This is a genomic window from Streptomyces monticola, assembly GCF_042665355.1.
GTDB classification, from domain to species: domain Bacteria; phylum Actinomycetota; class Actinomycetes; order Streptomycetales; family Streptomycetaceae; genus Streptomyces; species Streptomyces monticola.
In genome coordinates, this window is sequence record NZ_JBHTCF010000001.1 from 432215 (window position 1) to 451423 (window position 19209).

18 protein-coding genes are annotated in these 19209 nt (G+C 73.1%); 10 read left to right on the top strand and 8 right to left on the bottom strand.

Annotated features, from left to right (window positions below):
- Positions 1–90 precede the first annotated feature (90 nt).
- From dhbC to ACFQVC_RS01810, 7 genes are read left to right on the top strand one after another with little or no spacing between them, the layout of a single operon-like run.
- Positions 91–1293, top strand: a complete 1203-nt coding sequence (gene dhbC, locus ACFQVC_RS01780; protein WP_381827046.1) for an isochorismate synthase DhbC — start codon at positions 91–93, stop codon at positions 1291–1293.
- 5 nt (positions 1294–1298) lie between these two features.
- Positions 1299–2915 carry a (2,3-dihydroxybenzoyl)adenylate synthase gene (locus tag ACFQVC_RS01785; protein ID WP_381827048.1) on the top strand — a complete coding sequence of 539 codons (1617 nt, stop codon included), beginning with the start codon at positions 1299–1301 and terminating at the stop codon, positions 2913–2915.
- A gap of 20 nt (positions 2916–2935) precedes the next feature.
- Positions 2936–3568 carry an isochorismatase family protein gene (locus ACFQVC_RS01790; protein ID WP_381825631.1) on the top strand — a complete coding sequence of 211 codons (633 nt, stop codon included), beginning with the start codon at positions 2936–2938 and terminating at the stop codon, positions 3566–3568.
- 5 nt (positions 3569–3573) lie between these two features.
- Positions 3574–3804 (top strand): phosphopantetheine-binding protein, encoded by a 231-nt coding sequence (locus ACFQVC_RS01795; protein ID WP_381825633.1) that lies wholly within the window; start codon positions 3574–3576, stop codon positions 3802–3804.
- Entirely contained in the window at positions 3801–7784 is a 3984-nt protein-coding gene (locus ACFQVC_RS01800; protein WP_381825635.1) for an amino acid adenylation domain-containing protein, read from the top strand. The genes ACFQVC_RS01795 and ACFQVC_RS01800 overlap by 4 nt, the downstream gene beginning before the upstream one ends.
- Positions 7781–8014 (top strand): MbtH family NRPS accessory protein, encoded by a 234-nt coding sequence (locus ACFQVC_RS01805; RefSeq protein ID WP_381825637.1) that lies wholly within the window; start codon positions 7781–7783, stop codon positions 8012–8014. Before ACFQVC_RS01800 ends, ACFQVC_RS01805 begins: the two co-directional genes overlap by 4 nt.
- Entirely contained in the window at positions 8011–8739 is a 729-nt protein-coding gene (locus ACFQVC_RS01810) for a 4'-phosphopantetheinyl transferase family protein (protein ID WP_381825639.1), read from the top strand. The genes ACFQVC_RS01805 and ACFQVC_RS01810 overlap by 4 nt, the downstream gene beginning before the upstream one ends.
- Here ACFQVC_RS01810 and fes read toward each other — a convergent pair.
- Entirely contained in the window at positions 8730–9983 is a 1254-nt protein-coding gene (gene fes / locus ACFQVC_RS01815) for an enterochelin esterase (protein ID WP_381825641.1), read from the bottom strand. The genes ACFQVC_RS01810 and fes overlap by 10 nt on opposite strands.
- Before the next feature lie 332 nt (positions 9984–10315).
- On the opposite strand from fes, the gene ACFQVC_RS01820 reads away from it, so the two are divergent.
- The gene (locus ACFQVC_RS01820; protein ID WP_381825643.1) at positions 10316–10738 is read left to right on the top strand and encodes an NUDIX hydrolase; all 423 of its coding nucleotides are present in this window, start codon (positions 10316–10318) and stop codon (positions 10736–10738) included.
- Between the two features lie 64 nt (positions 10739–10802).
- Here ACFQVC_RS01820 and ACFQVC_RS01825 read toward each other — a convergent pair whose 3' ends face one another.
- The 3 genes from ACFQVC_RS01825 to ACFQVC_RS01835 all read right to left on the bottom strand — a co-directional run bounded on the left by ACFQVC_RS01825 (position 10803) and on the right by ACFQVC_RS01835 (position 14423).
- A complete protein-coding gene (locus ACFQVC_RS01825) occupies positions 10803–11519 on the bottom strand; it encodes a hypothetical protein (RefSeq protein ID WP_381825645.1) in 717 nt (238 codons plus the stop codon).
- Between the two features lie 53 nt (positions 11520–11572).
- Positions 11573–13000 (bottom strand): prenyltransferase/squalene oxidase repeat-containing protein, encoded by a 1428-nt coding sequence (locus ACFQVC_RS01830; RefSeq protein WP_381825647.1) that lies wholly within the window; start codon positions 12998–13000, stop codon positions 11573–11575.
- A 217-nt stretch (positions 13001–13217) separates the two neighbouring features.
- Positions 13218–14423: a MalY/PatB family protein gene (locus ACFQVC_RS01835; protein WP_381825649.1), complete on the bottom strand. Its 1206-nt coding sequence runs from the start codon at positions 14421–14423 to the stop codon at positions 13218–13220.
- Positions 14424–14535: 112 nt separating this feature from the next.
- On the opposite strand from ACFQVC_RS01835, the gene ACFQVC_RS01840 reads away from it, so the two are divergent.
- Both ACFQVC_RS01840 and ACFQVC_RS01845 read left to right on the top strand, forming a co-directional pair.
- Complete coding sequence (locus ACFQVC_RS01840) at positions 14536–15207, top strand: thiaminase II/PqqC family protein (protein ID WP_381825651.1); 672 nt, start codon at positions 14536–14538, stop codon at positions 15205–15207.
- Between the two features lie 20 nt (positions 15208–15227).
- Complete coding sequence (locus ACFQVC_RS01845; protein WP_381827050.1) at positions 15228–16034, top strand: LLM class flavin-dependent oxidoreductase; 807 nt, start codon at positions 15228–15230, stop codon at positions 16032–16034.
- A 9-nt stretch (positions 16035–16043) separates the two neighbouring features.
- Here the strand turns inward: ACFQVC_RS01845 and ACFQVC_RS01850 are convergent, their stop codons facing one another.
- The 4 genes from ACFQVC_RS01850 to ACFQVC_RS01865 form a co-directional block, all read right to left on the bottom strand.
- The gene (locus ACFQVC_RS01850) at positions 16044–16463 is read right to left on the bottom strand and encodes a ubiquitin-like protein (RefSeq protein ID WP_381825653.1); all 420 of its coding nucleotides are present in this window, start codon (positions 16461–16463) and stop codon (positions 16044–16046) included.
- Between the two features lie 161 nt (positions 16464–16624).
- Positions 16625–17575: a TIGR01777 family oxidoreductase gene (locus ACFQVC_RS01855; RefSeq protein WP_381825655.1), complete on the bottom strand. Its 951-nt coding sequence runs from the start codon at positions 17573–17575 to the stop codon at positions 16625–16627.
- Positions 17576–17683: 108 nt separating this feature from the next.
- Positions 17684–18187, bottom strand: coding sequence for a VOC family protein (locus ACFQVC_RS01860; RefSeq protein ID WP_381825657.1), 504 nt, complete (start codon positions 18185–18187; stop codon positions 17684–17686).
- A 5-nt stretch (positions 18188–18192) separates the two neighbouring features.
- Positions 18193–19197, bottom strand: coding sequence for a helix-turn-helix domain-containing protein (locus tag ACFQVC_RS01865; protein ID WP_381825659.1), 1005 nt, complete (start codon positions 19195–19197; stop codon positions 18193–18195).
- Positions 19198–19209 lie beyond the last annotated feature (12 nt).

Consider the following 19209-nt stretch of genomic DNA (forward strand, 5'->3'; position numbering starts at 1 on the left):
GAACTCCCCGGCCATCGCCGGGGATACCGGCAGGACGGCCGAATCGCCACCCCCCTCACTCAGGAGACTCCTGTGACATCCGCCCCTGACGTGGTGCCCGCAGAGCCCGCGATACCGAGTCTGCGTGCCGCCCAGGAGCACAGCGTCGGTGCCGCCACCGCACTCCTCGACGCCTACCGCCCCGGCGACACCCGGTTCTTCGCCTCGCCCACGCGGACGCTCCTCGCGCACGGTGTGCGGGCCGAAGTGCCGCATGACGCGCGGCCGTTGGCCGAGCGGGTCGCCGAGACCCTGCGGGACCAGGCGCGGGCCGGTAACGGTGCGCCCGTCGTCGTCGGTGCCGTGCCCTTCGACCACGGTGCCCCGGCCGCGCTCGCCGTGCCCGAGGCCGCACGCTGGGCGCCCGCCCTGAAGGAGGACCCGCTCGTCGGTATCCCCGCGCCCGCGCCCGCCGCCGCCGACTGGGACGTACGCCAGGTGCCCGCCCCGGAGGCGTATGCCGCGTCCGTCGCCGAGGCCGTACGCAGGATGAAGGCGGGGGAGTTCAGCAAGGTCGTCCTCGCCAGGACCCTGGAACTCAGCTCCCCGCAGGCCCTGGACATCCCCGCGATGCTGCAGCGCCTCGCCCGCCGCGACCCCGGCGGCTACACCTTCGCCGTGCCCTCGGGGCCCGGCCGCACGCTGCTCGGTGCCAGCCCCGAACTGCTCGTGTCGCGGCGCGGCGGGCGGCTCGTCGCCAATCCGCTCGCCGGGTCCACGCCGCGCAGCGCCGACCTCGCCGAGGACGTACGGCGGGCCGCCGCCCTCCTGGAGTCCGCCAAGGACCTGCACGAGCACGCCGTCGTCGTGGCCGCGGTCCGCGAGGCGCTCGCCCCGTACTGCACCGACCTCGACGTGCCCGAGCGCCCCACCCTGGTGCGCACAGCCGCCATGTGGCATCTGTCGACCACCGTGACCGGGACCCTGCGCGAACCGGCCGTCTCCGCCCTGGAATTGGCCTGCGCCCTGCACCCCACCCCGGCCGTCTGCGGTACGCCCACGCCGCTGGCCCGCGAGGTCATCGGTGAGCTCGAGCCGTTCGACCGCGGCCTGTACACCGGCATGGTCGGCTGGGGCGACGCGCACGGGGACGGCGAGTGGGTCGTCACCATCCGCTGCGCCGAGGCCGAGCAGGACCGGCTGCGCCTCTACGCGGGAGCCGGGGTCGTCGCCGACTCGTCGCCGCAGGCCGAGACCGATGAGACCGGCGCCAAGTTCCGTACCTTCCTGCACGCCGTGGGAGCCGAGCTGTGAGCACCGTGACGAACCCGTCGAGCCCCGACGCGCCCCTGTGGCCCGCCGAATTCGCCGCCCGCTACCGCGAGTTGGGCTACTGGCGCGGTGAGACCTTCGGCGGCATGCTGCGCGAGCGCGCCACCGCGCACCCCGACCGGGTCGCGGTCGTCGACGGCGAGCGGCGCTGGACCTACGGCGAACTCGACCGGCGCGCCGACCGCCTCGCCCACGGCTTCGCCGCCCGCGGCATCGGCAAGGGCGACCGCGTGGTGGTGCAGCTCCCGAACGTCGCCGAGTTCTTCGAGGTGATCTTCGCGCTGTTCCGGATCGGCGCCCTGCCGGTGTTCGCGCTGCCCGCGCACCGCGAGACGGAGATCCGCTACTTCTGCGAGTTCACCGAGGCCGCCGCCTATGTGGTCCCGGACGTCGCCGGGGGCTTCGACCACCGCGCGCTCGCCGACCGGGTCAAGGCCCAGGTGCCGACGCTGCGCGAGGTGTTCGTGGCCGGTGAGCCCGGCGAGCACACCGCGCTCGCCGATGTCGCGCGCGACGACTTCGTCGCGTACGACGAGCCCGAACCCCACGACCTTGCGTTTCTGCAGCTGTCCGGCGGCTCCACCGGAGTGCCCAAGCTGATCCCGCGCACCCACGACGACTACATGTACTCGCTGTGGGGCTCCAACGAGATCTGCGGTGTCGACGAGAACTCCGTCTACCTGGTCGCGCTGCCCGCCGCCCACAACTTCCCGCTCAGCTCGCCCGGTTCGCTCGGTGTCCTCTACGCGGGCGGGCGCGTCGTGATGTGCCCGAACCCCTCGCCCGAGGTCGCCTTCCCGCTGATCGAGCGCGAACGCGTCACGATCACCGGCCTCGTGCCGCCGCTCGCCCTGGTGTGGACCGAGGCCGGGCCGCACAGCCGTCATGACCTCGCCAGCCTCGACGTCCTCCTCGTCGGCGGCGCCAAGTTCAGCGAAGAGGCCGCCCGGCGGGTGCGCCCGGCCCTCGACTGCACGCTGCAGCAGGTCTTCGGCATGGCCGAGGGCCTGGTCAACTACACGCGTCTGGACGACCCGGTGGAGACCATCGTCACCACCCAGGGCCGGCCGATCTCCGAGCACGACGAGATCCGGATCGTCGACGACCTGGACCAGGACGTCGCCCCCGGCGGGACCGGGCATCTGCTGACCCGCGGCCCGTACACCATCCGCGGCTACTGGCGCGCCCCCGAGCACAACAAGCGCTCCTTCACCGCCGACGGCTTCTACCGCACCGGAGACGTGGTGCGGATGACGGACACCGGGCATCTCGTCGTCGAGGGCCGTGCCAAGGACCAGATCAACCGCGGCGGCGAGAAGATCGCCCCCGAGGAGGTCGAGAACGTCGTCCTCGCGCACCCCGCCGTGCATGACGTCTCCGTCGTCGCCGTACCCGATGAGTACCTGGGCGAGCGGACCTGCGCCTACGTCATCCTGCGCGCCGGCGCCGAACCCCTGAAGCCCGTGGCGGTCAAGAAGTTCGTACGGGAGCGCGGTCTCGCCGCCTACAAGGTCCCCGACCGGGTCGAGTTCGTCACCGCATTCCCCCAGACCGGCGTCGGCAAGGTCTCCAAGAAGGACCTCCGCACCGCCGCCGACCAGTAACACCGAAAGGCCCGCACACCATGGCCCTGCCCGCCATCGCCCCGTACCCCATGCCCACCGCGGACGAGCTGCCCGCGAACCGCGTGGAGTGGACCGTCGACCCGTCGCGCGCGGTGCTCCTCGTCCACGACCTGCAGAAATACTTCCTGCGCGCGTTCCAGCAGGACTCCTCGCCGGTGACCGAACTCCTCGGCAACGTCGGCCGGTTGGCCAAGCAGGCCCGCGCCCTCGGAGTGCCCGTCGTGTACTCGGCGCAGCCCGGCGGGCAGTCCCCGGCCGAGCGCGGACTGCAGCAGGACTTCTGGGGCCCGGGACTGCCGGACGAGGAGTCCGCGAAGGCCATCGCCGCGCCGGTCGCACCCGAGGACGGCGACACCGTCCTCACCAAGTGGAAGTACAGCGCCTTCGTGCGCACCGACCTCGCCGAGCGGATGCGCGCACAGGGCCGCGACCAACTCGTGATCGTCGGCGTCTATGCCCATATCGGCGTCATGATGAGCGCCTGCGACGCCTGGATGCAGGACATCCAGGCGTTCCTCGTCGCCGACGCCGTGGCCGACTTCTCGCGCGCCGACCACGACATGGCGCTGCGCTGGGCGGCCGCGAAGTGCGCCGTCGTCACCACCGCCGACTCGACCTTCCAGGGGGCCTGAGCACCATGGCACTGACGATCGACCAGATACGCGCGGACGTCGCCGACGTACTCGGCGAGGACACCGCCGACATCCCCGTGGACGAGAACCTCGTCGACTACGGCCTCGACTCGGTCCGCATCATGTCGCTCCTCGAACGCTGGCGCCGCGACCACGGCGTCGAGGCCACCTTCGTCGACCTCGCGGAGCAGCCCGCCGTCGAGGCCTGGGCGCCGCTGCTCGGAGTGACGGCATGACCGCGGTGCTCGAACCCGCCGCCGAGCCTGAGGTGCGCCAACTGCCGCTCACCGCCGCCCAGTCGGGCATGTGGTACGCCCAGGCCCTCGACCCCACAAGCCCCGCCCAGAACACCGCGGAGTGCATCGAGATCCACGGCCCGGTCGAGCCGCGCCTCTTCGCCGCAGCCCTGCACCGGGTGGCGGGCGAGGCGGACGCGCTGCGGGTACGCCTGGTGGAGGGCGCCGACGGGCCGCGGCAGATACCGCTCACCCTCGGCCCCGTGGACCGCCCCGCCGCCGTATCCGAGGTCCCCTTCCCCTTCCAGGTCTTCGACTTCAGCGGAGCGGACGATCCGGACGCCGCCGCCCGCGCCTGGATGCGCGACGACCTGGCCGTGCCCTTCGACCTCGCCGCGGGCCCGCTGTTCAGCCACGCCCTGTTCCGCGTCGGCGACGAGCGATGGCTGTGGTTCCAGCGCGTGCACCACGCCGTGATGGACGGCTTCGGCTACTCGCTGCTCGCCCGCCGCACCGCCGAGGTCTACACCGCGCTCGCCGAGGACCGCACCGTCGAGCCCAGCCCCTTCGGACGGCTCACCGACCTGGTCGCCGAGGACACCGCGTACCGCTCGTCCGAGGCGTACGACAAGGACCGCGCCCACTGGGGCGAGGCCTTCGCCGACCGCCCCGAAGCCGTCACCCTCGCCGGGCGCACCGCCCTGCCCGCGCGCACCTTCCACCGCCGCACCGCGCACATCGGCACCGAAGTCACCGACCGCGTCAAGGAGTTGGCCGCCTCGGTGCGCGCCACCTGGCCCGATGTGCTGATCGCCGCGCAGGCCCTGTATCTGTCGCGCGCCACCCACAGCTCCGAGGTGGTCATCGGCCTGCCCATGATGGGCCGTATGGGCTCCGCGGCCCTGCGGATCCCCGGCATGGTCATGAACGTGCTGCCCCTGCGGCTCACCGTCTCCCCGCAGGCCACCTTCGCCGAGCTCACCCGGCAGGTCGTCCTCGGTATCCGCGCCGCCCGCAAGCACCAGCGCTACCGCTACGAGGACATCCGCCGCGACCTCGGCCTGCTGGGCGAGGGCCGCGCCCTGGTCGGCCCGCTCGTCAACGTCATGCCCTTCGACTACGGGCTGACCTTCGCCGGCGCACCCTCCGACGCGCACAACCTCTCCGCGGGGCCCGTCGAAGACCTCACCGTCAACATCTACGACCGCGCCGACGGCACCGGCCTGCGGATCGACTACGACGGCAACCCCGCCCTGTACGAGGAGCCCGCACTCGGCGTCCACCAGCGGCGCTTCCTCGAACTCCTCGGCCGGATCGCCGAGAGCGACCCGCACGCCCCGTTGAGCCGCCACGGCATCTGCACCACCGTCGAACACGCCCTGGTACTCGACGAGTTCAACGCCACCGCGCAGGACGTCCCGCCCACGACCCTGGTCGGCCCCATCGAGGCCCAGGCCGTGCGCACCCCCGACGCCCCGGCCCTGGTCTTCGGCGACGAGACCCTCACGTACGCCGAACTCAACGTCCGCGCCAACCGCCTCGCCCGGCATCTCGCCGATCTCGGCGTACGTCCGGGCGCGCTCGCCGCCGTCGCCGTACCGCGCTCCGTCGACCTGGTGGTGGCGCTGCTCGCCGTCGCCAAGGCCGGCGGCGCGTATCTGCCGCTCGACCCGGACTACCCGGCGGAGCGGCTCGCCTACATGGTCGACGACGCACGGCCCGCCGTCGTCATCGCCGACAAGGCTGAGCGCGTCCCGGAGTGCGACGGTGTCACCGCCGTGATCCTCGAAGGGATCGACACCAGCGGCCAGTTGGGCATCAACCCGGCGCGCGCGCTCACGCCACAGCATCCGGCGTATGTCATCTACACCTCGGGATCCACCGGCCGCCCCAAGGGTGTCGTCGTACCGCACCAGGCGATCGACAACCGGCTGCGCTGGATGCAGGCGGAGTATCCGCTCGGCCCCGGCGACCGGGTGCTGCAGAAGACGCCCTCCGGATTCGACGTGTCCGTATGGGAGTTCTTCTGGGCCCTGCGCGTCGGCGCGACCCTCGTCGTCGCCGAACCCGGCGGCCACAAGGACCCCGCCTACCTGGCCCGCACCATCCGCGAACAGGCCGTCACCACCTGCCACTTCGTGCCGTCCATGCTGCAGGTCTTCCTCGCCGAACCCGGCGCCGCGCACTGCACGGGACTGCGCCGGGTCTTCTGCAGCGGCGAGGCACTGCCGCGCGAGACGGTGCAGGACTTCGGCCGCGCCCTGCCGGACGTCGAACTGCACAACCTGTACGGCCCCACCGAGGCCGCCGTCGACGTCACCTACCACGCCTGCGACACCTCACCCGGTACGAGCGGGCCGGTCCCGATCGGACGTCCCGTCTGGAACACCCGGCTCTACGTCCTCGACGCCGCCCTCAAGCCCTGCCCGCCCGGCGTACCCGGCGAGCTGTATCTCGCGGGCGTCCAGCTGGCCTCCGCCTACCTGGGCCGCCCCGCCCTCACCGCGGCCCGCTTCGTCGCCGACCCCTACGGGCCCGAGGGCACCCGCATGTACCGCACCGGCGACCTCGCCCGCTGGACCGAGCACGGCGAGATCGAATACCTCGGCCGCACCGACCACCAGGTCAAGCTGCGCGGTCTGCGGATCGAACTCGGCGAGATCGAGGCCGAGCTGGCGGCGGACGAGAGCGTCGGCGCCGCATGCGTCCTGGTCCGCGAGGACCGGCCCGGCGACCAGCGCCTCGTCGGCTACGTGACGGGGACGGGCACGGGCGCGGGTACCGGTACCGGGGAAGGCCCCGACACCGACGCGCTGCGCGAACGCCTCGCCCGCACCCTGCCCGACTACATGGTTCCCGGCGCCCTGATCGTCCTCGACGACTTCCCGCTCAGCCCCAACGGCAAGCTGGACCGTAAGGCCCTGCCCGCTCCCGCACAGAGCGGCGCGGGCGGCGGCCGGGCACCGCGCGACCACCGCGAGGAGACCCTCACCCGGCTCTTCGGTGAGATCCTCGGGCTCGACCACGTCGGCGTCGACGACGCCTTCTTCGACCTCGGCGGCACCTCGCTGCTCGCCGCCCGGCTGATCCGCCGGGTACGCGACACCCTCGGCACCGACCTCGCCATCGGGGCCCTCTTCCAGGCGCAGACCCCGGCCGCGCTCGCCGCCAAGCTCGACGCCGGCCTCGGCAACGAAGCCGCCCTGCGCGTGCTGCTCCCGCTGCGTCCCGGCGGCCGCCGCACCCCGCTGTTCGTCTTCCACCCCGCGGGCGGCATCAGCTGGTGCTACTCGGGGCTCCTGTCCGGCCTCGACCCCGAGCAGCCGCTGTACGGACTGCAGGCGCGCGGACTCCTCGGCGACGAGCAACTGCCCGCCTCCATGGAGGAGATGGCCGCCGACTACATCGACCAGCTGCGCACCGTCCAGCCGCACGGCCCCTACCGGCTGCTCGGCTGGTCCGTCGGCGGCGTACTCGCCCACACCGTCGCCGTACGCCTCCAGGAAGCCGGCGAAGAGGTCGAACTGCTCGCGCTCCTCGACGCCTACCCCTCCGACCAGTGGCAGGACCAGGCCGTGCCCGCCGAGGCCGACGCACTCAACGCCCTGCTCCGGATGGCGGGTTACGAGCGCGACGGCGAACTCACCCGCGAGGACGTACTCGCCACCCTGCACCGCGAGGGCAGCGCCCTGGCGGGACTGAGCGACGCCACCCTGACCGCCGTCGTCGACATCGTCGTCAACAACGCCCGCCTCATGCGCCGCCACCAGCACCGGCCCTACGAAGGCGACATGCTGTTCTTCACGGCCGCCGCGCCGCGCCCCGAGGACTGGCTGACCCGCGACGCCTGGCTGCCGTATGTGCGTGGCACCCTGGACAACCACGACATCGACTGTCTGCACCCCCAGCTCACCCAGGGGCCGCAGCTGGCCGAAGTCATGGCCGTGCTCACCACCCGCCTCAAGGAGCTCGACGGATGACCACCGCAGCCGGGCCCGCCCCCGGCCCCTTCGACCCGCCCGCCGCCACGGACGCCGGGACCGCCGGGCACGACAGGGCCGCCACGCACCTGGTCCTGCGCAACGACCGCGCCGAGCACTCGCTGTGGCCGGCCCACCTGGAGACACCCGGCGGCTGGCGGCAGGTGCGCGGACCGTCGTCCTACGAGGAGTGCGCGGCCCACATCGAGCGCGCGGCGGCCACGCCTTGACGCTCCCGCGCGACCCCCTGCCGCACGACCCCTTGCCGAACGATCCCGGAGCCCGGCGGATCGCACCCCCGCCGGGCCAGGACCCCGACGCCTGGCCGCAGTTGTGGATCTGCGGGGCCACGGACGTGGCGGCCGCGGACCTGGCGCTGCTCGACGCGGACGAGCGGGCCCGCGCCGACCGGCTGCGCCGCGCACGCGACCGGCGCCTCTACACCACCGCGCATGTGCTGCTCCGCCGTCTCATCGGGCGGCACCTGGACCGCGACCCGGCCGCGCTGCGCTACGTACGCGAACCCTGCCCCGGCTGCGGCGCGGCGCACGGCAGGCCCGCGCTGCCCGGCGCCCCGGTGCACTTCTCGCTCTCCCACTCCGGCGACCACGCCCTGATCGCCCTCGCGCAGCGCCCGGTCGGTGTCGACCTCGAAGTCCTCGCCGACGACACGCTCGTGGACGACGTGATGTCCACGCTGCATCCCCAAGAGCACGCGGAACTCCAGGAGTTGGGGCCGGGGCCGGGGCGGGGCGCGGCGTTCACGCGCTGCTGGACCCGCAAGGAGGCCTGCCTCAAGGGCACCGGTGAAGGGCTCACCGAGAACGCCATCAGGACGACCCTGGTCGGCACGGGGCCGAGCCCCCTGCCGGTGCCCGGCTGGACCCTGCTCGACGTTCCGGTGCCCGGCGGGTACGCGGCGGCCTGCGCCGTGCGCGCCCGGCCTCAGGACTGACCGAGCAACTCCACGAGACCGTCGGCGAGTTCGGTGCGCCAGCACAGATAGTCGTGGCCGCCGTTGAACTCGCGGTACGTGGCGTCCGCGTACCCCCGCTCCCGCAGCGTGTCGCGCAGGCGCCGGGTGGCCGGAAGCAGCACCCACTCCTGCTCGCCCGCAGAAAGCCGCAACCGCACCGGCAGCCGCGGTGATTCGGCGGCGAGGCGGGTCACGAGTTCCGCCCCGGGACGGCCGTCCGGCCACCAGAAGGAGCCCGACTGGGACAGGGCGTTGCCGAACCGGTGCGGGGCGCGCAGGGCCGCGTAGACGGCGGTGAGACCGCCCAGGCTCTGGCCCGCGAGCACGGTGCGCGCCGGATCGTCCGTCACCGGCAGCCATCCCTTCGCCCAGGGCAGCAGCTCATCCGTGAGGAAGCCGACGAACCGGTCCTCACAGCCGAGTTCACGCCAGCGCGTGCCCACGTCGAGCGCCTCGGGGAGCAGCGCCACCAGCGGCGGGATACGGCCGTCCGCGATCAGGTTGTCGAGCAGCGTCGCCAGACCGAGCGCGGGCTGCCAGGCCTCACCGTCGAAGAGCACCAGAACCGGCAGGTCCGCCGTCTGCGCGGCGCCGCCGGGCGGCTCGTACACCCACACCCGGCGCTCGTTGCCCAGGTGCTCGCTGCGCACCGTGTGCACCGACACCGCGCCGCAGCGCACATCGGAGCGCACCCGCCAGTCGTCGCCGCGCGGCGCGTCGGGGAGCTCGACGCAGGCGGCCGGGGCCTCGGACCAACGGCGTTGCAGGGTATGCGGGTTGAAGGGGTCGGGGCGTTGCTGTGCGCGCAGCCACCGCCAGTACTCCGGGGAGCCGGACGCGGGCCCGCCGCCTTCGTCGACGCCGATCGTGTAGGTGGCCCGCCAGTCCCGGCGCATCCGTACCGACCAGTGCCACACGCCGGTGCCGGGCACACGGGCCATCAGGTTGCCCGCCGGATCGGCCGGGTCGACGATCTTGTTGGGCAGGGCGAGCACCGCGCGGGTGGCGTCCGTGCCGCGCCACACGAAGGTGACGACCATCCGGCCGGTGTCCTGCGGATCGGGTTCGAGCAGCGGGCTCCCGTCGGCCTCCACGGCCCGCCAGAACTCCGCCTCCGTCACCTCGCCGGCGGCGAGCCTCCCGACCCGCGCGCTCACCGCCCGCGCCACCGGTTCCGGTCGCGGCAGGCGCGGCGGTCGGCTGGGCGCAGTCGACTCGGGCATATGGGGCGGCCTCCGGGTGTACGGGGAGAAGCGACAGGTGAAAGGCGACTGGTAAGGCAAACCTTACCTTGTCCGGGACCGCGCTCCGTGACCTCCCTCCGTGACCTCCTCCTGGCCTCCATCCCAGGCCTCCCTCCTCGGCGCCCAGGAGGAGAAGCGCGCCTAGAATGGGTCCAGGCGCTCCGTCGCGCGCCAACCGGCCATGGCCGAAAGTGAGTTGTTCTCCACTGCCACTGTGGGCGGGACGCGATACGGTGGAGACTTTCACGGGTACTTCACGATTACGCGGTACTCACACGGCACCCCACGACGAACGGCAGCGGCGAGGAATCATGGGAATCCCCGGCGAGAACCGGCTGGCGGCAGCCGTCGTGATGCGTGAGAACCATGTGCTGCTCGTGCGCCGAAGTCACACCGAGCGCTTTCTGCCCGGCGTGTGGGGCGTGCCCTGCGGCAAGCTCGAAGCGGGCGAGCGCCCCCAGGACGGCGTCCTGCGCGAGCTCAAGGAGGAGACCGGCCTCCTGGGCGAAGTGCTCCACAAGGTCGGCGAATCCTCCTTCGTGAGTGACTATCTCGGCCGCGAGATCAAGAACTACCAGGACAACTTCCTGGTCAGACCCCTCACCACCAAGGTCGTCCTACCCAAGCCCGACCAGGCCTACGACTGGTTCGACCCCCGCCACCTCGGCGACGTCGAGATCGACGAGTACAACCGCGACATCGTGGCCCAGGCGCTGCCGTATCTGCGCGGCTGACCGCTGACCCTGACCGCTGCCCTGCCCGGCCTGACCGCTGTCGCCGACCGCCGAGGGCCGAGTGCTAACCGTCCACGAGATCCCGCAGTGCCGCCAGCTCCGCCAGGTAGTCGCCCACCGCGAGGGGTGACTTCGCGACCGTGGGAGCGTGGCGCGGGGACCGGGCGAAGACATCGGTGTGGGCGCGGCGGGTCTCGCCGGTCTCCAGGAACAGCGTGACCGTGGGCTGCTCCGTCGTGCACCAGGCCCGGTGCAGGACATTGCGGTGCAGCGCGTAGGAACTGCCGGGGCCGTACTCCGCGTGCTGGATGAGCCGCAGGCGGGCCGGGCCACGGGGTTCGAGCAGCCAGTCGCCCTCCCGCGCGAGGGACTCCTCGTAGCGCTGGGCCGCGACGCCCTCGCCGCCCGCCTGCTCGTACAGCTCCATGCCCAGGTGCCCGCTCACCACGTAAGAGGCAAGCGGGGAGCGGTGGTTGTGGATGTCCTCCTGGGCCGCCGAGCGTTTGCCCGGATGCCACAGGTGGGCGCGCAGCATATGGCGCGGGCCGCCGTCGATGAGCAGCAGCTTGTCGAAGCCGAGCACATGGCGGTACGAGAGCCTGGCGCAGCCCTCCGGGTCGCCGTCGCCCGCCGCCAGCTCCCGCAGCAGGGCGCGGAGGCGGACCGGGGCGCCCAGTTCGGCGACGACCGCGCAGGCCGCCCGTGGCAGCTCGTGCTCGGGCAGTCCGTCCAGGGACTCGGCGAGCAACTGCCGTGCCCCCAGGACCTGCTGACCGCCCATGCACCGACCTCCACTGTGCCGCCCCTCCGCTGCTCCGGCCGTCCCGAACGGCCTCACCTGTGCGGCTGGTACATCCATAGGGCATGGCAGCGCAGCGCCGAAAGACCTTGATAGGTCATCCACAGCGGGTGGCCGAGATCATCCCCCTCGCCGTCCCAGCGCCAGATCCCGTCCGTCTGCCGCCGCCACACCGCGGCCGCCGCCCCCGTGACCAGCTCACGCCACTGCCCGTCGAGGCCCTCGTCGGCCGCGAGCTGCCGCGCACCCGGGGTGAGCAGCGCCCGCAGCACCCACGCTGGCGTGAAGTGACGTACGGAAAGCACCTCGTGGCGAGCCGCGTCCTGCGGATGCGGCCGGCGTACCGACTCATGGGAATTGGCCAGATCGGGGCAGCCGTCGTGCAGCGGCCCCGGGCAGGAGAGCAGCCAGCGGATACCGTCCTCGCGTGCGGCCCGCGCCGCCCGTGCGTCCCGGTCCTCCTCGCCGAGCACCCGCGCCGCCCGGTCCAGAGCGACCACGGCCTGCGCGGTGTGCACCGGCGACGGCACCACGCGCCGGCCCTGCAGCGGTGTGAACCGGGCACCCCAGCAACGCCGGTGCTGGCGCAGCGGATCCGTGATCGCCCCTTCGACGAGCGAGTCCCGAAGCCGCGGCAGCGCCGCCGATTCCGGTGCCGCGCGCAGCAGTCCGCGCAGCACCGTCGTCACCACATGGGTCAACTCCAGCCCGGCGGGCTCGCGTTCGGGCGTGAAGCGGGACTCGCACAGCGCGGCCTCGGCGCGCAGCTGCTCCGGGTCCGCGCCCGCCCGCGCGAGCGCCCCGAGCACCAGGGCCGTTATCTCGGGCCGTGGCACGGTGCCCTGCGAGCGGGCCGCCCAGCCGCCGTCCGCGAGCCGCAGCCGCCACAGCGTCTGCACCAGCTCACCGGCGCGGATCCGACCGTCCGGCACCCCCAGGTCGAGCACGATGTGCAGGCCGTACGCCGTGCCGAGCGCCGTCGGCCGCACCGGGAACGGCTGTTCGTCCAGGGCGTGCGGCCAGCCCGTGAGCGGGCCGCGGTCCGGGTCGTCGAGACGCGCGAGCTGCGCGGCCAGGTGTGTGTACGCGGCGGCCGCGACCTCCGGGAACGCCCCGGGCACCGCCACCTGCGGCGCACCGTCGCGCGGCGCCCGCTCGGCGGCCCGGGCCCGGAGCAGCGATGCCGCGAGCCAGACGGCGACCGCGGTGCCCACGCCACAGGACCCGGCGACCGCATAGCGCGCGGTGTCCCCGGACAGGTCGTCGGGCAGCACGCCCACCAGGGACTGGAACACGACATAGCCCGCGGCCAGACTGCTGAACCGGCCGAGCCAGCCGACGAACCGGCCCGCCCGGCCGCCCGGAGTGCCGTCCGGGTCCGGCACGGGGCCGGGGGCGGGGCCGGGACCCGTGGGCTGCGGGTCGGTCCTCAAGGGCCCCTGGCCGAGACGCTGTTGAGACACTGTCTGCTCCCTCCCCCCAGGGCGGCACGCGGGCCGTGGACCTCTCCAGTCTACGGAGGGAGCTCCGCTTCCACTTCTCAGTAATACGGAGCGGCACCGCTCACTGAACGGAGCGGCACCGCTCACTGAACGGAGCGGCACCGCTCACTGAACGGAGCGGCACCGCTCACTGAACGGAGCGGCACCGCCCGCCGGCTCCGGGCCGCCGGACGCACCGTCAGCCGAGAGAGGCGGCCATCCGCCGTACCGCCTCCTTGATCACCTCCGGAGACGTGGCCAGATTGATCCGCACATGGCCCGCGCCGCCCGTCCCGAAGGCGGTGCCGCTGTTGAGGGCGACCCGGCCGCGGTCGAGGAAGCGCGCCGCGGGATCGTCGCCCAGGCCCAGGTCACGGCAGTCCAGCCAGGCCAAGTAGGTGGCCTGCGGGGCGATATGGCGCACCTGCGGCAGCTCGTCGGCGAGCAGGTCCGCGAGCAGGGTCCGGTTCTCGTCGAGCCCGGCGAGCAGCGCGTCCAGCCAGGCGCCGCCCTCGCGCAGGCCCGCCGTGTGCGCGATCACCCCGAGATGGCTGGGGCCGTGGCTCACCTCCTCCGGCATCCGCGCCAGATCGGCGGCCGCCCCGGGCCCGGCGACGGCGAGGGCCGCCTTGAGGCCCGCCAGGTTCCATGCCTTGGAGGCCGACATCAGCGAGAAGCCGCTCTCGGCGCCCGGCACCGACAGATACGGCACGAACCGTGCGCCCCTCAGCACCAGCGGGGCATGGATCTCGTCGGCGACCACGCGGATGCCGTACTCGTCCGCGAGCTGTGCCACGGCGGCCAGTTCGGCCCGGCTGTGCACGGTGCCGGTCGGGTTGTGCGGGCTGCACAGCAGATACGCGGCCCGCCGACCGCCCGCCGCGGCCTCCTGGAAGGTGATCTCCAGGGCGGCGAAGTCGATCCGCCCGTACGGATCGAGGGGCGCCTCGGCCACCTTGCGGTCCATGTGCTCGACGAAGGCGTAGAACGGCGGATACACGGGGGAGTTGACGACCACCGTGGCCCCCGGGTCCGTGACCAGCTTGAGCACCTCGACGATGCCGAGCATCACATCCGGGACGATCGCCGTCCGCTCCGCCACCACCCCGTCCCAGTCCCAGCGCTCGCGTGCGAACGCGTCCAGGGCCTCGGCGTAGACCGTGCCCGCCGGATAGCCGGTGTCGCCGAGTGCCAGCGCGTCGGTGATCGCCCGCGCCACCGGCGGCGGCACCGGCACGTCCATCTCCGCGACCCACAGCGGCAGTACGTCCGGCGGGTACGTACGCCACTTCATGCTCGTGCGGCGGCGCAGCTCGTCGAGGGGGAGACGGGTGAGGGGGTTGGCGGGGGCATCGGGGCCTTCGGGGCCGCGGGTGCGCGCGGGTTCTCCGGTGGGTGACGTCATGGGCTCTGTATTTCCCCGGCAGGGCGCACCAACCGGACGCGCCGGGTCCTGGGGAGTGGCGGCGTACGCTCGGACCGTAGGCAGTCGGCCCCACGAAGGAGGCCCGCACACGATGGGTACCGCGCATACCGCGGAAGCGCTCCTGCAGGCCACCGCCGCCGAACTCGCCCCGCACGCGGGCGACAACCCGTTCGTGCCGAAGGTCGAGCAGGGCACCGCGAGCCGCGCGGCGCTCGCCGCGCTCGCTCTGGAGCAGCACCATGTCATCGCGAGCGACCAGCGGGCCTTCGCCCATCTCGCGGAGCGGTCCACGGCCCGGGGCGAGAGCGCGTGCGCGGCGTTCTTCGGGAGCCTCGCCGACGGCGAGGAGATCGCCGCCGGGCATCTGGACGCACTGTCCGCGGCCCTCGGCCTGGACGCCGCCGCGATCGGGGCCTATGAAACAGAGCCCGGCTGCCAGGCCTATCCCTCCTACGTGGCGCGGCTCGCCCTCACCGCGCGGCCGCCCGAGGCCGTGCTCGCCCTGAGCGCCAACTTCGCGGCCTGGGGCGGCTATTGCGCCCGTATCTCCGGCGGTCTGCGGGCCCACTACGGCCTCGGTGAAGAGGCCCGCGCGTTCTTCGACTTCTTCGCCGCGCCCGCCCCTGACCTGGACGAGCAGGCGGTGGCCGCCGTGCGGGCCGGTCTTGACAGTGGGCTCGACGTGGCGATGGCATACCGGTCCGGGCGTCTGCTGCAGAGCTACGAGTCGATGTTCTGGAGCACGCTCGCCGAACGTCCATGACCAGGGAAGAGGTCCCGCGCATGACCGCACTCGGCGCCGTGTTCCGCCCCCAGCTGCCGCCCGAGCGGCTGAAGTCCGTGGCCCGCGCGGCCGAGGAGGCGGGACTCGAAGAGCTGTGGCTGTGGGAGGACTGCTTCTTCGAGGGCGGTATCGCCGCCCAGGCCGCCGCGCTCGCCTGGACCGAGCGGCTGCGCGTGGGTGTCGGGCTGCTCCCGGTGCCGCTGCGCAATGTCGCGCTCACCGCGATGGAGGCGGCCACCCTGTACCGGCTCTTCCCCGGCCGGGCCGAACTGGCCGTGGGGCACGGCGTGCAGAGCTGGATGGCGCAGACCGGCAGCCGGGTCGAGTCGCCGGTGACGCTGCTGCGGGAACACCTGGACGCGCTGCGGGCCCTGCTGCGCGGCGAGCGGGTCACTTGCACCGGCCGCTATGTGCGCCTCGACGACGTGGCCCTCGACTGGCCCCCGGCCACCGCGCCGGTGATCAGCGCGGGCGGCCGCGGCCCCCGCACCCTGCGGCTCTCCGGTGAGGCCGCGGACGGCACGGTCCTCGACGCCGACACCCCGCTGGAGGAGGTGCGCCGCGCCCGCGTACTCGTCGACGAGGGCCGGGCCGCGGCCGACCGTACCGACCCCCACAAGCTGACCGTGTATCTCGCCGTCGACGGACACGCCGCGATCCTCGACCCGGCCACGGTCGCCAAGTCCGTGCGGGAGACGGCCGACGCGGGCGCGCACACGGTGGTGCTGCAGCCCGACGCCGACGAGCCGGACCCCGAGGGCTTCGTACGCCGAGTCGCCCAGGAGGTCCGGCCGCTGGTGCCGTAGGGAAGGCGGTTACAGGCGCAGCACGAGGTGGAGGGTGGACTCCCGCTGGATGTTGTAGTCGCTCAGGGTGCGCCCGTCCTCCAGCTGCTTGCCCGCGAAGATCAGCCGCTGCTGGTCCACCGGGATGCCCTCCTTGTCCTGGACATGTGACTTGACGCACTCGATCGTGTCGTCGGGGTCGACGCCGAGCGTGATCGTCTTCCCGGTCAGCGTCTTGAGGAAGATCTCCATGGAGCCCTCGGACACGTTGCTTCCGACACCGATGCCGACGCTGACCCCGGAGCAGGTGTTCTTGAGGGCGACGGATGAGGATACGGACGCGGGTGCGGACGCGGACGCCGGTGCGGCCGTCGCGAGGCCGAGTACGGCGAGCCCCACGACGGTGGCGGCGGTGACCGAGGTACGGGTGACGACACTTCTACGGATCATGAAGCGGCCCTTTCGTGGACGAGTCTCCACCTTGGGCCGGGGTTGGGCGCCCCGCATCCGGGGCGCCGCCGATCGTGCGCAGCCGCAGGTCAAAGGCGTGTGACGGGCATCAAGTGGCGCCCCGGCACCCGGGGTTGAGACCGGCGGGAGCCGGGTGCGCGTCAGCGTTCGACGCCGAGGCGCACCCGGTCCACCAGGTCGCCCGCAGCGTCCGCCCACCGCGGCTCCTCGAAGGAGAAGCCCGCCGCGCGCAGCCGGCCGGGCACGACGCGGCGGCTCTTCAGGAGCAGTTCCGTGTCCGAGCGCAGCGCGAACGCCCCCAGCTCGGCCATCCACTTCGTCGCCGGCAGGCCCACCGGCACACCCCAGGCCGAACGCAGCGCCCGCATGAACTGCCGCTGCGGCAGCGGCTCGGGGGCGGCGAGGTTCACAGGGCCCGAGATGTCGTCACGGTCGGTAAGGAACTCCACCGCACGGACGAAGTCACGGTCGTGGATCCACGACACGTACTGCCCGCCGCCCGCCACGGGGCCGCCGAGGCCGAGCCGGGCCATGCGCAGCAGCATGTCGAAGACACCGCCACGGCCCGGGCTCATCACCATCGCCGAACGCAGCGCGACCTTACGGGTGTGCGGGGTGCCGGCCTCCTCCTGGGCGCGCTCCCAGTTCCTGGCGATCTCGACGCTGTACGCCCAGTAGTCGGGTACGCCGGGCTCCGTGCCGCCGATCAGGCCGGTCGCCTCGTCGTTGGCGGCGTCGTGGCGATGGGCGTAGACGGTGGCGGTGCTCATCTGCAGCCAGACGCGCGGAGGTTGCCGCGCGGCGGCGATGGCCTCGCCGACGGCCCGCGCGGAGTCGACCCGCGAGTCCATCATCGCCTGGAGGTTGGCCGGGGTGTAGCGGCAGCTGACGCTGCGCCCGGCGAGGTTGATCACGACGTCGCTGCCGTCGATCACCCGCGTCCAGGGCCCCGGGCGCACCCCGTCCCAGCGGACCTCGTCCGCTCGTTCCGGGCTTCTGGTCAGGACCACGACCTGGTGCCCCGCGGCGGTCAGGGCCCGCTTCAGGACCGTGCCCACCTGTCCGGTCCCCCCGGGCAGCACGAACTTCATGGCTCTCCCCCTTCGGTCTGGGGGAGACCCTAGCGAGTTTCTTGAACGTGTTCAAAACTGGGGTGGGTCGAGTGATCCCGGAGCGGTCCCGGAGCGGTCCCGGAGGTGTCAGGCCCGCGGCTCGCCGCGGTAGGTGCCGAAGGACCACCGGTTGCCCTCCGGGTCGGCGATGCTGAACTCCCGGCTGCCGTAGGGCTGGTCCGCGATCTCGCGCAGCACCTTCGCGCCCGAGCCGGGCGCGGAGAGCCTGGCGTACAGCTCGTCGACGCGGTCGGTGACGATGTACGCGCCGAGGGTGCCGGGCCGCACATGCCACTCGCTGCCGTCGGGGCCGTCGGGGGTGCCCGGGGCGTACGAGCCGAGCATGATGCCGCCGCCCTCGGGCCAGTCGAGCTGGGCGTGGGCCACCTTGCCGCCGTCCTCGTAGACGGCCGTGCGCAGGAAGCCGACTTCGTTCACCAGGAAGTCGATCAGGGCGGGTGCGTCATGGGCCATCGTCGTGGGCCAGACGGTAGGGGCGGGAGCCGTCGTCGGTGTGCTGGTCGGCGCGGGAGCCGTCGTCGGTGTGCTGGTCGGCGCGGTGCTCTGTGCGGTGCTCTGTGTGGTGTTCATGCCTCCTACTCTTCGCCGTTCATATGGCCTCCGGCTTGGATATTCCGGCACTCTTCGGCCAGCCACCCGGTGGGGCTCAGACCGGTGTAGCGGCGGAAGTCGCGTACCAGGTGGGAGTGGTCGTAGTAGCCGCAGTCCACCGCGACCCGGGCCAGCTCGGGCACGGCGCCCCGTGCCACGCCGCGTACGACCGTGGTCTTGGCGTGCTCGAAGCGCATCAGGCCGGCCGCCTGCTTGGGGCTCAGGCCGGTCTCGGCGCGGAACAGCGTCGTCAGGCGGCGCGGGCTGAGCGCCACATGAGCCGCCAGGCCAGAGAGGGTGCCCGCGCCACGGTGCCGGACCAGCCAGGCCCAGGCCTCGGCGATCTCGGGGCGTACCCCCGCGGCGTCCTCGGCGGCGGCCGCGCGGGCCCGCAGATAGCCGGAGAGCGTGGCGAACCGCTCCTCCCAGCCGTCCTGCTCCAGCATCCGTTCGCGCACCTCGGCGCCCGCCGCGCCCAGGACGTCCGTGCCGGAGACCACGATCTCGCCGGTGAGCTCGGCGGCGGGCAGACCGAGCAGGGCGCGCGCGGCCAGGGGGTGCACGGCCAGCTGGATGCCCGCCTGGTGCTCGGGCTGCTCGACGTACGCCGGACTCTGGTGCAGGCCGCCCACGACGATGTCGGTGCGCACGGCGTCGTCGCCGAGCGCCTGCCGCGGTGTGACGCCGGTGCACACGGGGCCGTCGAGGGAGAAGACCAGAGTGAGGAAGGGTGAGGGCAGTCCCAGGTGTACGCCGGGACGCTGACCGGCGACGCGATAGCCGACCGCCGACACGACGCCGCCGTTCGCGGCGGCACCGCCGGCCGGCCCGGCCCCGCTGGTCAGCGAGGTCCCACTGGTCAGGGCGGACGCGCGGACGAACTCCAGCGACTCCTCGTCCGTGACGGGAGTCGGCTCGTGCGCGCGCTCGTGCGCGCGCTCGCCTGCGCGGCCGTGCTCGTGCTCGCGATCCGTGGTCCGGATGGCCATGCGCCCAGTATG

Coding starts and splice junctions, on each gene's coding strand:
- ACFQVC_RS01820 (WP_381825643.1), top strand. CDS start 10,316: ATGGGAATCCCCGGCGAGAACCGGCTGGCGGCAGCCGTCGTGATGCGT.
- ACFQVC_RS01865 (WP_381825659.1), bottom strand. CDS start 19,197: ATGGCCATCCGGACCACGGATCGCGAGCACGAGCACGGCCGCGCAGGC.
- ACFQVC_RS01805 (WP_381825637.1), top strand. CDS start 7,781: ATGACCACCGCAGCCGGGCCCGCCCCCGGCCCCTTCGACCCGCCCGCC.
- ACFQVC_RS01790 (WP_381825631.1), top strand. CDS start 2,936: ATGGCCCTGCCCGCCATCGCCCCGTACCCCATGCCCACCGCGGACGAG.
- ACFQVC_RS01825 (WP_381825645.1), bottom strand. CDS start 11,519: ATGGGCGGTCAGCAGGTCCTGGGGGCACGGCAGTTGCTCGCCGAGTCC.
- ACFQVC_RS01845 (WP_381827050.1), top strand. CDS start 15,228: ATGACCGCACTCGGCGCCGTGTTCCGCCCCCAGCTGCCGCCCGAGCGG.
- ACFQVC_RS01840 (WP_381825651.1), top strand. CDS start 14,536: ATGGGTACCGCGCATACCGCGGAAGCGCTCCTGCAGGCCACCGCCGCC.
- ACFQVC_RS01795 (WP_381825633.1), top strand. CDS start 3,574: ATGGCACTGACGATCGACCAGATACGCGCGGACGTCGCCGACGTACTC.
- ACFQVC_RS01850 (WP_381825653.1), bottom strand. CDS start 16,463: ATGATCCGTAGAAGTGTCGTCACCCGTACCTCGGTCACCGCCGCCACC.
- ACFQVC_RS01800 (WP_381825635.1), top strand. CDS start 3,801: ATGACCGCGGTGCTCGAACCCGCCGCCGAGCCTGAGGTGCGCCAACTG.
- ACFQVC_RS01855 (WP_381825655.1), bottom strand. CDS start 17,575: ATGAAGTTCGTGCTGCCCGGGGGGACCGGACAGGTGGGCACGGTCCTG.
- ACFQVC_RS01860 (WP_381825657.1), bottom strand. CDS start 18,187: ATGAACACCACACAGAGCACCGCACAGAGCACCGCGCCGACCAGCACA.
- ACFQVC_RS01835 (WP_381825649.1), bottom strand. CDS start 14,423: ATGACGTCACCCACCGGAGAACCCGCGCGCACCCGCGGCCCCGAAGGC.
- fes (WP_381825641.1), bottom strand. CDS start 9,983: ATGCCCGAGTCGACTGCGCCCAGCCGACCGCCGCGCCTGCCGCGACCG.